Genomic DNA, 14,458 nt, shown 5'->3' with positions numbered 1-14,458 from the left:
CTAGAACGCGTTCCATTCCGGCGCCCCCTGTATAGCCCAGCGCTCCGCACATGGGAAGGCTCCTGACGCTGTGTCAGCTGACGTCGGTGGGACATGTGTCCTGTCCGAGTCCGTACATGCGCCTCTGCCCCGGCGGGATGTTCGGTTCGTACGCTGTGCTGTCGTACCGCCGTGCGGCGGGGACCGTCCGATCGGGGGAACGAACATGACGTGGGTGCGAGGAGTCCGGTGCCACATACGGGCACTGCAGGCCGAGCGGCGCCAGTGGCGGGCCGATCACGAGCGTTTCCGGGCCGCGCAACGGGCCGCCCGCAAGCAGGGCGGACACCCGGACGTCGACCATCCGGGCCCGCCGCCCACCGGCTTCGCCCTGCTGCCCTGGCTGCTGATGGGAATGGGGGCCTTCTCCAACCTCCTGCAGGGCAGGGCCCCGAACCCGTGGATCGGCGGCCTGGGCCTGCTCACCTTCAACTCGCTCTACATCTACGTCACCTTCCGCTCCTTCGACCGGACCAAGCGCGAGGCGGTCTCCAGCCGGGTGGCGCTGGCGCTGATGGGCCTGCTGACCACGGGCCTCGGCCTCGGGTACGGCGGTGACTGGCTGGTGTTCTTCCCGCTGCTGGGGCTGGCGGCGGGGGCCTCGCTGCGCGGGCCGTGGCTGGGCCGTACGGGCCTGCTGCTCTCGGTGTACGCGGGTGCGGTCTGCTACGTCCGCGAGGGCTGGGGCACCGCATCGAGCATCGGTTACGCCACCTTCATCTCCAGCATGGTGACCGCCGCGATCCTCGGCCTGTCCGAGGCCGTACGGGAACTGCGGGCCGCCCGTGAGGAGCTGGCCCGGCGCGCGGTGGAGAAGGAGCGGCTGCGCTTCTCCCGCGATCTGCACGACCTGCTCGGGCACACCCTGTCGGTGATCGTGGTGAAGTCGGAGGCGGCCCGGCGGCTGGCCGCGCGTGACATGGACGCGGCGCTGGGGCAGATCACGGACATCGAGTCGGTGGGCCGGCAGGCGCTCACCGAGATCCGCGAGGCGGTGACCGGCTACCGGGAGGGCAGCCTCGCCACCGAGCTGACCCGGGCCCGCTCGGCGCTGTCCGCGGCGAGCGTGACGCCGGTGGTGCGCGAGTCGGGCGCGCCGCTCGCACCGCAGGCGGAGGCGCTGCTCGGCTGGGTGGTGCGCGAGGCGGTCACCAACGTCGTCCGGCACAGCGACGCCAGCCGCTGCGAGATCACTGTCGAGAGCGGCGGCGAACAGGCCCGGCTCACCGTGACCGACAACGGCTCGGGGGAGGCCGCCGGCCGGCCCCGGGAGGGCATCGGCGGCACGGGCCTGAAGGGGCTGACCGAGCGCCTCGCGGCGGCGGGCGGCTCACTCACGGCCGGCCCGTCGCCGCGCGGCGGTTTCACGGTGACCGCCGAAGTCCCGCTGGATTCGGCTGATTTCACGGACGCGGTGGCCGCAGCGCCCAGGGCGGGCTGACCACCCGGCCGACGTCGTCGGTCCCGGACATGGTGCTGTCGAAGTCGTCGGAGCCGCCGTCGCTCGCTACGTACGGGTGGTGGTGGTAGTGGCGCAGGAGTCGCCGGGGGGGTTCCGGAGTCATGGCCGACGGGCCTCCCGGCCGGACCGCGGCCGTACCCTGAGCCCATGAACGAGATGCCCCGGGAGCACCGGCCCGCCAAGTCCATCCGGGTGCTGCTCGCCGAGGACCAGGGCATGATGCGCGGCGCCCTCGCCCTGCTGCTCGGCATGGAGGAGGACATCGAGGTGGTGGCCCAGCTGGCCTCGGGCGACGCCATCGTGGACTCCGTGCTCGTCCACCGGCCGGACGTGGCCCTGCTGGACATCGAACTGCCGGGCGTCAGCGGCCTGGACGCGGCGGCCGAGCTGCGCAGGCAGGCACCCGACTGCCGGGTGCTGATCCTGACCACCTTCGGCCGGCCCGGCTATCTGCGCCGGGCCATGGAGGCCGGGGCGTCCGGGTTCCTCGTCAAGGACGGGCCCGTGGAGGAACTGGCCGCCGCGATCCGGCGCGTGCTCACCGGGGAGACCGTGGTCGACCCGGCGCTGGCCGCCGCCGCCCTCAGCGCCGGGCCCAGTCCGCTGACGGCCCGGGAGTGCGATGTGCTGAAGGCGTCGGCGGACGGGGCGACCGCCGCGGACATCGCCGGCCGACTGCATCTGTCCGAGTCCACCGTGCGCAACTACCTGTCCTCGGCGATCGGCAAGACGGGCACCCGGAACCGGGCGGAGGCCGTACGGGAGGCGCGGCAGCAGGGCTGGCTGTGAGCTACCGGATCACCTCCGTGTCCTTGTAGGCCGTCCCCGCCGGCGCCGCGCACGCGAACCATTCCACCGGCGAACCGGCCACCGCCTGTGGCTCGACCACGGTGCTCGTGCCGTCCTTCCAGCCGCACTTGACCTGCCGGGCGGTCAGGGCGACCGTGCCCACCACGAGCCGCTCGGGCCCGTCGGTGTCCGCCGCGTTCAGGGGAACCGCCCCTGACATCAAGTCCGTGCCGGACAGGGGCTCCCACTTCTTGACCGTGTCGAACAAGATCGTTCTGAAGTGGTGGTCGCCGTAGTACAGGCCCGAGTAGTGCGAGGTCTTCCCGACCAGGTGCCGGCTGTCGGGAAGCACGGCCGGCTCGATGCCGTACTTCCGCATCGCGGACAGCTGCACGGCCGCCTCCGTCCTGTCCCGCGGCGCTCCCCACACGGTCACGATCACCCGCCAGCCGGTGCCGTGGTCCGTGCCGCGCGCCAACTCCGTTACCTGCGGCTCGTAGACGTGACGTGCCTCGGGTGTGGACGGCTGCGTCGCCATGGGCCGCTGTCCGTCGCCGTGGCCGCCCGGCAGCCCCGCCAGCCCCAGCGTCGCTCCCGTCGACCCCGCGAGGACCAGGGCGGTGGCGGACGCCATCGCCCAGCGGCGGGCTCTGCGGCGCCGGCCGCCGCGGATGACCGCCTGCACGGGGGCTGCGCCGATCTCGACCTCGTCCGCCGCGTCCGCGAGGAGGAGGGCGATGTCCGTCTGCGTGATGTCGGTCATCTGGTGGTTCTCCCGGTCCGCGCTCATCACTTCCGCCCTCCGTACGTGACCGTGTCGGCCAGTCCCGGCAGGGCGCGGAGCTTCGCGATCCCCTTGGCCGCATTGGACTTCACCGTGCCGACCGAACACCCCATCGCCTGTGCCGTCTGGGTCTCCGTCAGGTCCTCCCAGTAGCGCAGGACCACCGCCTCCCGCTGCCGCGCGGGCAGTTGGGCGAGCGCCTGGAGCAGCGCGCCGCGGTCGTCGGCCTGCGCGATCCGGTCCCCCGTGTCGGCCACCTCGCGCACCAGGCCCGAGTCGTCCCGCGGGGCCAGGAACTCCTTCAGCCTTCTTCGGTGTCTGCGCGCATGCGCGTTGATCATCACCCGCCGCACGTACGCCTCCGGGTCGTCGGCGGCGCCGACCTTGCGCCAGGACGCGTAGACCTGCTCGAGCGTCGACTGGACCAGGTCCTCGGCGGCGTGCTGCTCCCCCGTGAGGAGAAAGGCCGTACGCATCAGCCGTGGCCAGCGGCCGACCATGAAGCTCTGGAACTCCTCGTCCCGAGCCTTCTTCGCGTCCCCCATGAGCACCTCCTAGATGTCAGAAGGAGTCCATGAGCGGCCCGGACCGTTGCCTCCCGTCGCGGACATCACGAAGAAATCCCCTCCCGGCCGGGGTTCACCAGCCGGGATAACGGTCCCACCAGTACGGGTCCCAGCCCTGGACGTATTCGCTGCCGCTGGGCGAGTCGTCGATCTGGGCGAGCATGTCGCGGGCCAACGTGTCGAGGATCCAGGCCAGTTCGTGCCGGCTCACCCGGTCCGCCGGCAGTGCCTCGGCGCCGTGGACGGCACCGAGCAACGCGCCGGTCACACAGGCGACGGCGGGACCGTCCGGGGCACCGGCGGCGAACTCCAGTGCAGCGGTGATCTGTTGGCGCCCCGGAAAGGACACCGCCGCGTACAGTCCGCCGAGCAGCGCCGAGGGTGCGGTCGCGTCCGGTGCGAGACGGGCGAGCAGGGCCGGCTGCGCGGGCTGCTCGACGGCGTACCGGTACCCCTCCCGCAGCCACCGCTGCTCCTCGGCCGCCGCCGCGGCGATGCCGTCCGCCGAGCCGCCGCCGGGGGTCGTCGGGCCACTCTCCTCCATGGTCCGCCGGACGACGTCCGGCACGGCGGCGACAGCGGCCTCGACCGCCTCGCGGACGGCACGGTCCGCGGGGCCCGCCGCACCGGGAACGTGCTCGGGGGGAGGCGTCGTCAGGCAGTGGTGGACCAGCAGGGTGCCGAGCACGGCGACGGACCGCGCGGCCCTGTCGCCGTGGGTGAGTCCGGCGAACTCGCCGGCCTGCCGTACCCCGGGCAGCCCGGCGAAGGCCACCGGGAGCGTCCGGGTCAGGGCGTGCGAGCCACGGCTCGGGGTCGCCGTCGACTCGTGGGGATCCCCGACACGGGACAGCGCCGCCACCGTCGCCGGGGCGCTGCCCCGCCGCTCGGCGAGGGCGGGCACCTTCGCGAGCCAGCCGTCCGGCCAGGCCCTCTCGCTCATGTGGGAGCCCCAGCGGCGCCGCATCCTCGCCACCTCGATGCCCTGCAGGGCCGCCCAGCGGCAGTAGGCGTGCAGGGCCACCCCGGGCGGATGGCAGATTCCCTTGTGTTCGCCGCGCACGAAGGCGCGGATGACGCCCTCGGTGGTGAAGCAGGCCAGTTGGGTGCTGACGCCGGCGCGCAGCGGACCGCTTGTGGGCAGCCGGCCGCGAGTGGTGCCCACCGTGTCGCCGAGAGCCAGCCCGAGCAGCATCCCGCGCATCCGGGACTCCGTCCGCAAGGCGTTGCGCCGCGCGGCCTTCTCGTCCTTCCCGTCGGCCACACCGGCCCCCTTCCCCGTGTCACCGGGCGCGGTGCGGTCCCCTCGCGCGCCTCACTTCCGCGGCAGCCACACCCGGATCAGGACCGCGCCGGCCAGCAGCACCGCCGTGCTCGCGCGGAACGCCAGCGCGTAGCCGTCCGTCAGCGCGGCCGGGCCGTCGCCGCTGCCCGCGCCGGCCGCGGCGACCGTGGACATCACGGCGAGTCCGAGTGAACCGCCCATCGTACGGGAGGTGTTGATCAGCCCGGAGACCACACCGGCCTCGCCCGGTGCCGCCCCGGAGGTGGCCAGCGCGGCGAGCGGGGTCGCGGCCAGGCCCGCCCCGAGCATCATGAGGACGCCCGGGATCATGATCGCGGGGATGTACGCCTCGTGCGCGCTCATCGTCGACTGCCAGCCGAAGCCGGCCGCGGCCACCAGCGTGCCCCCCACCGCCACCGACCGCGCGCCCGCAGCCCGCATCAGGCGTGGGGCCAGCTTGGAGCCGACGACCACGGCGAGCGAGCTGGGCACGAGGGCGAAGCCGGCCTCCAGCGGCGAGTAGCCGAGCACGTTCTGGGCGTACAGCGTCATGAAGTACCACATGCAGAACATGGCCGAGCCCGAGACGAACATCGCCGCGTTCGCCGACGCCACCGAGCGCACCCGGAGCAGGCCGAGCGGCATCAGCGGGGCCGCCGTCCGCGCCTCGACCAGCAGGAACGCGGCGATCAGCAGCAGCCCGGCGAGCAGCGGCAGCAGGGTCGCCGCCGCGCTCCAGCCCTCCGCCTCCGTCTGCGCGATGCCGTAGGCCAGCGCCGCGAGGCCCGCCGTCACGAGCAGCGCGCCCGGCAGGTCCAGGCGCCGCCCGTCCCCCGCCCGGCTCTCCACGAGCCACAGCACCGAGCCGGCCAGCACCACGGCGCCCACCGGCACGTTGATCAGCAGCACCCAGCGCCAGGACAGCAGGTCCACCAGCACCCCGCCGACCAGACCGCCCGCGGCCCCGCCGCCGGCGCCCACCGCGGTCCAGGTGGCGATGGCCCGTGCCCGCGCCGGACCTTCCGGCACCGCGGAGGTCAGCAGGGTCAGCGTCGAGGGGGCCAGCACCGCGGCGCCCAGCCCCTGCACGGCCCGTGCCAGCAGCAGCTGCCAGCCGTCCTGGGCCAGGCCGCCGCCCAGCGAGGCCAGGGTGAACAGGGCGAGGCCGACGAGGAACATCCGCTTGCGGCCGTAGAGGTCGCCGGCCCGGCCGCCCAGCAGCATGAAGCCGGCGAAGGCGATGGCGTAGGCGTTCACCACCCACTGCAGACCGGACGTCGTGAGCCCGAGGTCGGCCCGCATCGAGGGCAGGGCGACGTTCACGACGGACACGTCGAGCACGACGAGGAACTGACCGGCGCAGGCGAGCGCGACCACCAGCCAGGTCGGGGGTGCGGTGCGGCGGGATATGTGGGGTGAGGTGACGGCCGATTCGAGCATGGGTGTCATGGTCTCAAGCCGCCGACGGTCCTTGCATCGGCATTTCGGACCACCGCGGGATAGGTCGTACGGCCTACACCCCGGGCGCTGCGTCGCCGGACCGTACGGCCCCCACCCCCCGCAGCACCGTCACCACCGCCGCCCCGCCCAGCCCGATGTTGTGCGCGAGGCCCACGCGCGCTCCCGGCACCTGCCGCTCCCCCGCCCGTCCCCGCAGCTGCCACACCAGTTCGGCCGTCTGCGCCAGCCCGGTCGCGCCCAGCGGGTGTCCCTTGGAGATCAGCCCGCCGGACGGGTTCACCACCCACCGGCCGCCGTACGTCGTCGCGCCCGACTCGACCAGCTTGCCCGACTCGCCGGGCGCGCACATGCCGAGCGCCTCGTACGTCAGCAGTTCGTTGATCGAGAAGCAGTCGTGCAGTTCGATCACGTCCACGTCCTCGATGCCGAGACCGGCGCGCCCACAGGCCTGCCGGGCCGCCTCCCGGGACATCGGCTGCCCGACGACGTCGATGCAGGAGCCGGACGCGAAGGACTCCTCGGTGTCCGTGGCCATCGCCTGCCCGGCGATCTCGACCAGGCCGTCCAGCGACCGTTCCCGGGCGAACCGCTCGGAGACCACCACGGCCGCCGCCGCGCCGTCCGAGGTCGGTGAGCACTGGAGCTTGGTGAGCGGGCGGTGGACCGTACGGGAGGCGAGGACGTCGCCGACCTCGTACACGTCGCGGAACTGGGCGCGGGGGTTGTGCGCGGAGTGGCGGTGGTTCTTGGCGGCGACGGCGGCGAGCTGCGCCTCGGTCGTGCCGTACCGCTCCATGTGCTCGCGGGCGGCGTCACCGAAGATCTGCGCGGTCGGCGGGGTCGCCTCGAAGCCGTGCCGGGCGGCCATGACGCCGTAGTGCCGGGCCACGGGAGACGTCCGGAAGTCCCCGCCGTCCGCCCCGCCCCCGAGCGCCCCCTTCTTCATCTTCTCGAAGCCCAGCGCCAGCACGCAGTCGGCCGCGCCGCCCTCGACCAGCTGCCGGGCGAGCATGAGCGCGGTCGCGCCCGTGGCGCAGTTGTTGTTGACGTTGTAGACGGGGATGCCGGTGAGACCCAGCTCATACGCGGCCCGCTGACCGGCCGTCGAGGGCTGGAAGCAGTAGCCGACGGGAACCTGTTCCACCTCGGCGTAGGTGACGCCCGCATCCTCCAGCGCGGCGCTCCCCGCCTCCCGCACCATGTCCCAGTACTGCCACGCACGGGTCTCGGGCTTCTCGAACCTGGTCATCCCGACCCCGGCGACATAGGCCTTCATGACGCAGGAGATTAGAACCTGTTCCAGCGGAGCGCCAGACCCTGACGCCGCATCAGAAACCCATGAGCGGGTCAAGAATCGATTAGAGGCCCGAAGCAACGGAATAGTTGCCTGTGCATACGAGGTTTACCGGACACTTATGTTCACGGGAGGCCTCACTCAATGACTGACACGACGACCGATCAGCCCGCTCGGCGAACGAGCGGCGCCGTGGTCCCGGTGCTCGCCTTCGCGGGCATCGTGGTCGCGGTGATGCAGACCCTGCTCGTGCCGGTCATCAAGGACCTGCCGCAGCTGCTGGACACCGCCCCCTCCAACGCCACCTGGGTCCTGACCTCGACCCTGCTGTCCGGCGCCGTCGCCACCCCGATCATGGGCCGTCTCGGCGACCTGTACGGCAAGCGGCGCATGCTCGTCCTCAGCCTCGCCGTCATGGTGGTCGGCGCCCTGGTCAGCGCGCTCACCAGCCAGCTGCTCACCATGATCGTGGGACGCACCCTGCAGGGCTTCGCCATGGGCGCGATTCCGCTCGGCATCGGCCTGATGCGCGACATGCTGCCGCGCGAGAAGCTCGGCTCGGCCATGGCACTGATGAGCTCCTCCATAGGCGTCGGCGGCGGCCTCGCGCTGCCCGCCGCCGCCCTGGTCGCCCAGCACATGAACTGGCACGCCCTGTTCTACGGCGCCGCCGGCCTCGGCGCCGTCGCCATCGTCCTCACCCTGCTCGTCGTGCCCGAGTCCCCGATGCGCGCGGAGGGCTCCTTCGACCTGCTCGGCGCGATCGGCCTGTCCACCGGACTGGTCCTCCTCCTGCTGCCCATCACCAAGGGCAGCGACTGGGGCTGGTCGTCGGGCACGACGCTCGGCCTGTTCGCCGCTTCCGTCGTCGTCCTCCTGCTGTGGGGTCTGTTCGAGCTGCGCGTCCAGGCGCCCCTGGTCGACCTGCGCACCACCGCCCGCCCGGCCGTGCTCTTCACCAACCTCGCCTCGATCATGGTCGGCGTCGCGTTCTACGTCGTCTCCCTGGTCCTGCCGCAGCTGCTCCAACTGCCGAAGGTCACCGGCTACGGCCTCGGCCAGTCCATGGTCGTCGCCGGTCTGTGCGTGGCCCCGCTGGGCCTGACCATGATGTTCACCGCCCCGGTCTACGCCCGGCTGTCCGCCAGGTACGGCCCGAAGACCACCCTCATCATCGGCCTGCTCGTCATCGCCCTCGGCTACGGCGGCGGCCTCGGCCTGATGGACGCGGCCTGGCAGACGATCGTCACCTCCGTCGTCCTCGGCGCCGGAATCGGTCTCGCCTACTCCTCCCTGCCCGCGCTGATCGTCGGCGCGGTCCCGGCCTCGGAGACCGGCGCGGCCAACGGCCTCAACACCCTGATGCGGTCCATCGGTACGTCGGTGTCCAGTGCCGTCATCGGCATGGTGCTGGCCAACACGGCGAACGACGTGGGCGGCATGGCCGTCCCGACCATGCACGGCTTCCGGGTCTCCTTCCTGATCGCCACGGCCGCCGTCGCCGCCGGCCTGCTGCTCGCGCTGTTCCTGCCGAAGGCCCCGCGCCCCGTTCAGCAGCACACGCAGCTGCGGGCCAGCAGCGAGGAGGACGCCTCGCTGGAGCGGGCCGAAGAGGTGCTGCGAGGCTTCCGGGGCCGGGTTCTGGACGCCGCCGGCGTGCCGGTCGCCCGGGCCAAGGTCACGCTGATCGACCGGCGGGGGCGGCAGGCGGGGGCGACCGTCTCCGAGGCGGACGGCAGCTATGTGCTCGCCGTGCCGGCTCAGGGTGCGTACGTGCTGGCCGCGAAGGCCTCCGGCCATGGGCCGCTCGCGTCCTCCGCCACGCATTCCGGTGAGGAGCGGGCTGTCGAGCTGGATCTTTCGCTGCCCGGGGAGACGGTGCACGCCTAGAGCTCCGGAGCGCTGTCCGCACCCCCGGTCACGCACGTGACCGGGGGTGCGGCAGCATGGGCCCCGGAACAGTCGTACGACCGGAAGGCCCCCCATGTCCGCGCCCTCCCCCAAGCCCGAGATCCTTGCAGCGTTCGAGGCGGCCAAGGGGTTCATGCCCGTGGACGAGGGGCTGGCGCTCTATGCGGCGGCGGTGGAGGCGGGGCGGCTCGGGCTGCCGTTGCTGGAGGTCGGCACGTACTGCGGGCGCTCCACGATCCTGCTCGCCGACGCGGCCCGGGAGGCCGGGGTCAGCGCGCTGACCGTCGACCACCACCGGGGCAGCGAGGAGCAGCAGCCCGGCTGGGACTACCACGACCCGCAGACCGTGGACCCCGAGGTCGGCCTGATGGACACGCTGCCCACCTTCCGGCGCACGCTGTTCCGGGCGGGCCTGGAGGAGCACGTGGTCGCCCTCGTCGGCCGCTCCCCGCAGATCGCGGCAATCTGGAACTCCCCGCTCGGCCTCGTCTTCGTCGACGGCGGCCACACGGACGAACACGCCGCCGCCGACTACGAGGGCTGGGCCCCGCACGTCGCCGAGGGCGGCCTCCTCGTCATCCACGACGTCTTCCCGCACCCGGAGGACGAGTTCACCGGCCAGGCGCCCTACCGGGTGTATCTGCGTGCACTGGAATCCGGGGCGTTCACCGAGGTCACAGTGGCCGGCTCCCTGCGTGTCCTGCGGCGAACGCGAGCGGGGATCTGACGCCCCGGTTAGAGTCGCTGACGTGTCGTACGTAGGCCCGGACTTCGATCCCCCGCAGCCGCGCCGGCCCCGGCGCGGCCCTTTGACCGTCGCGCTCGCCGCGCTCGTGCCCGGCGCGCTGCTCGGCTGGGTGGTGTACGAGGCGGTGGGCGGCGGCGGTTCCGACGGCTCGGGCCGTACGGCCGCCTCCGCGTCGGCCGCGCGCACCACCGCGGCCTCCTCGTCCCCGCCGGCCCGCTCCACCTCGCCCTCCGACGACGGCAAGCGGCCTCCCGCGACGCCCGCACCCGCCGGCTCCGGCCCACTCAAGGGCAAGGTCGTCGTCGTCGACGCCGGGCACAACCCGGGCAACTTCCAGCACACGGCCGAGATCAACCGCCAGGTGGACATCGGCACCAACCACAAGGAGTGCGACACCACCGGGACGTCCACCAACGCCGGTTACACCGAGGCCCGGTTCAGCCTCGACGTGACCCGCCGGCTGCGCACCCTGCTGGAGGAGCAGGGCGCCACGGTGAAGCTGACGCACGACGGGGACAGCCCGCCCTGGGGGCCGTGCGTCGACGAGCGGGCCAGGATCGGCAACGTGGCGCACGCGGACGCCGCCATCTCCATCCACGCCGACGGCTCCGCGGAGGGCGACCGCGGCTTCCACGTGATCCTTCCGGGGTCCGTGCACGCGGGTGCCGCCGACACCCGGCCGATCGTCGGGCCCTCGCGCGACCTCGGCACCCGTGTCGCGGGGACGTTCCTGCGCGTCACCGGTGAGCCGCCGTCCAACTACCTCGGTGAAGGTACCGGTCTCGTCACACGTACGGACCTGGGTGGTCTCAATCTGTCAACGGTTCCCAAGGTGTTCATCGAGTGCGGCAACATGCGCGATAGCAAGGACGCGGCACTGCTGAGCAGCGGCGCCTGGCGGCAGAAGGCGGCGCAAGGGATCTCTGAGGGAATCGTGAGTTTCCTGCGCGAGTCGTGACCGTCGGGCGGAACCGGGCGGACAGCCCGATCTTGCGGACGGTAGTGTCTACCGACGACGAGACGACTTACGAAGGACCTGAAGTGAATATCCGCTCCCTCACTAGAGGCGATGGCGTGGTGATCGGAGCAGCGGTGGTGCTGTTCATCGCGTCGTTCCTCACCTTCCAGAGCTACTCCTTCCTCGGCTCCTCGGCCAGCGGGAACGCGTGGGACAACCTGGGCATGGGCCTGGGCGTCTACATGGGCGCGGTGATCGGTGCCGGCCTCATCGTCGTCAACCGCTGTCTGCCGCAGCAGCGCAAGGTGTTCGGGCTCGACCTCGCGCAGGTCGGTACCGCGTTCCCCCTCATGGCGGCCTGGGTGCTGCTGTGGTCGCTGATCGACACCCCGGACGGCGCGGACGTCGGCGCCGGTCTCATCCTCGGTCTCATCGCCGCTCTCGTCCTCGCGGGTGCCGCCATCGCCACGCCCCTGGTCCCCGCGCTCCAGGCCGAGCTGATCCCGGCGCCCAAGCCGGCCGCCCCGCAGCCCTACGGCGCGCAGCCGCCCGGTGGTTACGGCTACCCGGGTGCCCAGCCGCAGCCGTACGGTGCCCAGCCGCAGCCGGGTCAGCCGTTCGGGCAGCAGCCGCAGGGCGCCCCGGCGCCGCAGCCGCCGGCCGGGGACTTCTCGCCGTTCTGGTTCGCCGTGCCGGTGACCCGTCCGCTGTTCGCGGAGGACGGCTCGCCGGCCCCGATCGCCGAACTGGCGCCGGGCACCTGGTACCTGGCCGTCGAGCAGCGCGGTGCCGCGCTGGTCGCGCAGACCCAGGACGGCCGCCGTGGCGTGCTCCAGGACACCTCCGGCATCCAGCGCGGCTGACCGCCCGCACACCGCCGCAGCGACGGCCCCTCGCCCTTCCGGGCGCGGGGCCGTTGTCGTACAGTCGCCTCCCATCGGAGAACTGACGATTCGTCAGGAGGCAGGCGCATGCGGCTCGGTCTCGCACTCGGGTACTGGGGACGCGGTCCGGACGCCGGTCATGTGGCGCTCGCGCGGGAGGCCGAGCGGCTCGGGTACCACTCGGTGTGGACGGCGGAGTCCTGGGGTTCGGACGCGTTCACGCCGCTGACCTGGATCGCGGCGCACACGTCGACGATTCGGCTGGGTACGGCCGTTGTCCAGATGGCCGCCCGCTCGCCGGCCGCCACCGCGATGCACGCGCTCACCCTGGACCACCTGTCCGGCGGGCGGACGATGCTGGGGCTCGGGCTGTCGGGGCCGCAGGTGGTGGAGGGCTGGTACGGCCGCCCGTTCCCCGAGTCACCGCTGACCGCGACCCGGGAGTACGTGGACGTCGTACGGCAGGTGCTGCGGCGCGAGGCACCGGTGCAGGTGGACGGCCGGTTCCACCCGCTGCCCTACCGGGGTCCCGACGGCACCGGGCTCGGCAAGCCCCTGAAGCCGATCACGCACCCTCTCCGCCCCGACCTTCCCGTCCTGCTGGGCGCGGAGGGCCCCAGGAACGTCGCGCAGACGATCCGCATCGCCGACGGCTGGCTGCCGCTGTACTGGGCGCCGAGCCGGCCCCAGGTGTACGGGGAGGCGGTGCGGAAGGTGCCGGAGGGGTTCCTGGTGGCGCCGATGGCCCGGGTGAAGGTGTGCGACGACGTGGCCGAGGGGCTCTTGCCCGTGAAGGCCATGCTCGGCTTCTACATCGGCGGGATGGGGCACGCGGCCCGCAACTTCCATGCCGACCTCATGGCACGCATGGGGTACGAGGAGGAGGCGCGGCGGATCCAGGAGCTGTTCCTTGCGGGGCGGCGGGAGGAGGCCGTGCTGGCCGTGCCGGACGCGTTCGCCGACGAGATCTCCCTCGTCGGACCGCGCGAACGCATCGCCGAGCGGCTCGAGTTGTGGCGGAGGGGCCCGGTGACGGACCTGCTGGCCCTGTCACCGGACCCGCACACCCTGCGGGTGCTGGCGGAACTGAACGGCTAGGGGGGCCCGCACGAAGCCTCCTAGCTGCCCCTGGTGAGCTGAGAGGTCGTGGGCACCTTGTCCTTGACCGGGGCGCCCGCGCTCTTCCCCGCGTCCTTGACCTGGTTGATGATGTCGTCGAAGGAACTGGCCGCGTTCTCATCGCCCTTGCGCAGCTTGGACGGCAGGTCCTTCAGGGCCGCGATGCCCGCGCTGAGCGGGGCGAGGGCCTTGGACAGCGTCGGATCGCCCTGGGCGTTCTTCTTGGCCGCCTTGAGCCGGTTGTAGGTGAAGGCACCGGCGAGAGCGGCCTTGACCAGGGCCGTCTTGCGGCCCTTGGCGCCCTTCTTGAACTTGCCCGCCTTCCAGGGCTTCACGATCCACTGGTACGTCGCGCCCGCGGCGAGGCCCGCGTCCAGCACGAAGCGGGTCTTGGCGAACTTGCGCTTCTCCGCGGACGTGGTCGGGCTGGGGGTGTCGGCGGCGGGCGCTGCCTGCGACGCCGAGGCGGCCTTGGTGGTGCCGGTCGTGTCGCTGCTGCCGCACGCGGTGGAACCGGCCAGCAGGGCGCAGCACAGGGTGAGCGCCACGCAGAGGCGCCGTATGGGTACGGGCACGGGGTCCTCCGGACTTGTCCTCCCCGAGCGGTCTGCTTCCTCCGGAAGCCTCACCCGGGGCGGTGGCCCGCGCCACCTGACGGCAGCCGTACGGGTTTCACCGCCCGGCGCCCGGCAATCCGGAAGGTATGTCCCCTCGATATCGCGGTGCGAATCAGGCCGGCACGGTCGTCGCGGTCGTCGCCGACATCATGGCGCTGATCCTCGGCCTGTGGATCCTGATGTATCTGCTGGACGCGAACCGGGCCAACAGCCTGGTGCAGTTCGTCCATGACGCCGCCACATGGCTGGCCGGCTGGTCCCACGACCTGTTCACGTTCGACGAGGCCTGGGCCCGCGTGGTGGCCGGCTACGGCCTGGCCGCCGTGGTCTACCTGTTCGTGGGCCACGCCATCGCCAACCGCATGCACCGGCACTGAGCCCACCCACCCCCGGCACACACAGGTCCCACGACCCGGGGGCCTGGGGGCACCCCCCAGAAAACACAGCACGTTCGACGAGGCCTGGGCCCGCGTGGTGGCCGGCTACGGCCTGGCCGCCGTGGTCTACCTGTTCGTGGGCCACGCCATCGCCAACCGCATGC

Annotated in this window: 15 protein-coding genes; 8 read left to right on the top strand and 7 right to left on the bottom strand. The window is 72.6% G+C overall.

Translation table 11 applies throughout. The features are described 5' to 3' along the window. Positions 1–205 precede the first annotated feature (205 nt). Positions 206–1,480 (top strand): sensor histidine kinase, encoded by a 1,275-nt coding sequence (locus tag ACIHEJ_RS11530; protein WP_400134289.1) that lies wholly within the window; start codon positions 206–208, stop codon positions 1,478–1,480. Here the strand turns inward: ACIHEJ_RS11530 and ACIHEJ_RS11525 are convergent. Further along, positions 1,443–1,604: a hypothetical protein gene (locus tag ACIHEJ_RS11525; protein ID WP_400134287.1), complete on the bottom strand. Its 162-nt coding sequence runs from the start codon at positions 1,602–1,604 to the stop codon at positions 1,443–1,445. The two genes, ACIHEJ_RS11530 and ACIHEJ_RS11525, sit on opposite strands and share 38 nt — an antisense overlap. Before the next feature lie 44 nt (positions 1,605–1,648). On the opposite strand from ACIHEJ_RS11525, the gene ACIHEJ_RS11520 reads away from it, so the two are divergent. Next, positions 1,649–2,290, top strand: coding sequence for a response regulator (locus ACIHEJ_RS11520; RefSeq protein ID WP_400134285.1), 642 nt, complete (start codon positions 1,649–1,651; stop codon positions 2,288–2,290). A 1-nt stretch (position 2,291) separates the two neighbouring features. Here the strand turns inward: ACIHEJ_RS11520 and ACIHEJ_RS11515 are convergent, their stop codons facing one another. From ACIHEJ_RS11515 to ACIHEJ_RS11495, 5 genes are all read right to left on the bottom strand, one after another. Next, positions 2,292–3,080 (bottom strand): hypothetical protein, encoded by a 789-nt coding sequence (locus ACIHEJ_RS11515; protein ID WP_400134283.1) that lies wholly within the window; start codon positions 3,078–3,080, stop codon positions 2,292–2,294. Then, positions 3,080–3,619 carry a SigE family RNA polymerase sigma factor gene (locus tag ACIHEJ_RS11510; RefSeq protein WP_400134281.1) on the bottom strand — a complete coding sequence of 180 codons (540 nt, stop codon included), beginning with the start codon at positions 3,617–3,619 and terminating at the stop codon, positions 3,080–3,082. The genes ACIHEJ_RS11515 and ACIHEJ_RS11510 overlap by 1 nt, the downstream gene beginning before the upstream one ends. Positions 3,620–3,713: 94 nt before the next feature. After that, positions 3,714–4,904 (bottom strand): ADP-ribosylglycohydrolase family protein, encoded by a 1,191-nt coding sequence (locus tag ACIHEJ_RS11505; protein ID WP_400134279.1) that lies wholly within the window; start codon positions 4,902–4,904, stop codon positions 3,714–3,716. 51 nt (positions 4,905–4,955) lie between these two features. Continuing rightward, complete coding sequence (locus tag ACIHEJ_RS11500) at positions 4,956–6,374, bottom strand: MFS transporter (RefSeq protein WP_400134277.1); 1,419 nt, start codon at positions 6,372–6,374, stop codon at positions 4,956–4,958. Positions 6,375–6,438: 64 nt separating this feature from the next. Beyond that, a complete protein-coding gene (locus ACIHEJ_RS11495; protein ID WP_400134275.1) occupies positions 6,439–7,662 on the bottom strand; it encodes a lipid-transfer protein in 1,224 nt (407 codons plus the stop codon). 162 nt (positions 7,663–7,824) lie between these two features. Here ACIHEJ_RS11495 and ACIHEJ_RS11490 point away from each other — a divergent pair, with 162 nt between their 5' ends. From ACIHEJ_RS11490 to ACIHEJ_RS11470, 5 genes are all read left to right on the top strand, one after another. Then, positions 7,825–9,570 (top strand): MFS transporter, encoded by a 1,746-nt coding sequence (locus tag ACIHEJ_RS11490; protein ID WP_400134273.1) that lies wholly within the window; start codon positions 7,825–7,827, stop codon positions 9,568–9,570. Between the two features lie 94 nt (positions 9,571–9,664). Continuing rightward, positions 9,665–10,318, top strand: a complete 654-nt coding sequence (locus ACIHEJ_RS11485; protein ID WP_400134271.1) for a class I SAM-dependent methyltransferase — start codon at positions 9,665–9,667, stop codon at positions 10,316–10,318. 22 nt (positions 10,319–10,340) lie between these two features. Continuing rightward, a complete protein-coding gene (locus ACIHEJ_RS11480) occupies positions 10,341–11,297 on the top strand; it encodes an N-acetylmuramoyl-L-alanine amidase (RefSeq protein ID WP_400134269.1) in 957 nt (318 codons plus the stop codon). 116 nt (positions 11,298–11,413) lie between these two features. After that, positions 11,414–12,160, top strand: a complete 747-nt coding sequence (locus ACIHEJ_RS11475) for a hypothetical protein (protein ID WP_400134267.1) — start codon at positions 11,414–11,416, stop codon at positions 12,158–12,160. A gap of 108 nt (positions 12,161–12,268) precedes the next feature. Beyond that, on the top strand, positions 12,269–13,279 hold the full coding sequence (locus tag ACIHEJ_RS11470) for an LLM class F420-dependent oxidoreductase (protein ID WP_400134265.1): 1,011 nt from the start codon (positions 12,269–12,271) through the stop codon (positions 13,277–13,279). 20 nt (positions 13,280–13,299) lie between these two features. On the opposite strand, the gene ACIHEJ_RS11465 is transcribed toward ACIHEJ_RS11470, so the two are convergent. Continuing rightward, a complete protein-coding gene (locus ACIHEJ_RS11465) occupies positions 13,300–13,875 on the bottom strand; it encodes a hypothetical protein (protein WP_400134263.1) in 576 nt (191 codons plus the stop codon). Positions 13,876–14,003: 128 nt separating this feature from the next. On the opposite strand from ACIHEJ_RS11465, the gene ACIHEJ_RS11460 reads away from it, so the two are divergent. Further along, positions 14,004–14,294, top strand: coding sequence for a hypothetical protein (locus tag ACIHEJ_RS11460; protein WP_400134261.1), 291 nt, complete (start codon positions 14,004–14,006; stop codon positions 14,292–14,294). The last annotated feature ends 164 nt before the right edge of the window (positions 14,295–14,458 follow it).

Origin of the sequence: Streptomyces sp. NPDC052301 (genome assembly GCF_044593395.1) — a bacterium.
In the GTDB taxonomy this organism is placed as follows: Bacteria; Actinomycetota; Actinomycetes; order Streptomycetales; family Streptomycetaceae; genus Streptomyces.
This window is presented reverse-complemented; position numbering and strand designations above follow the sequence as displayed.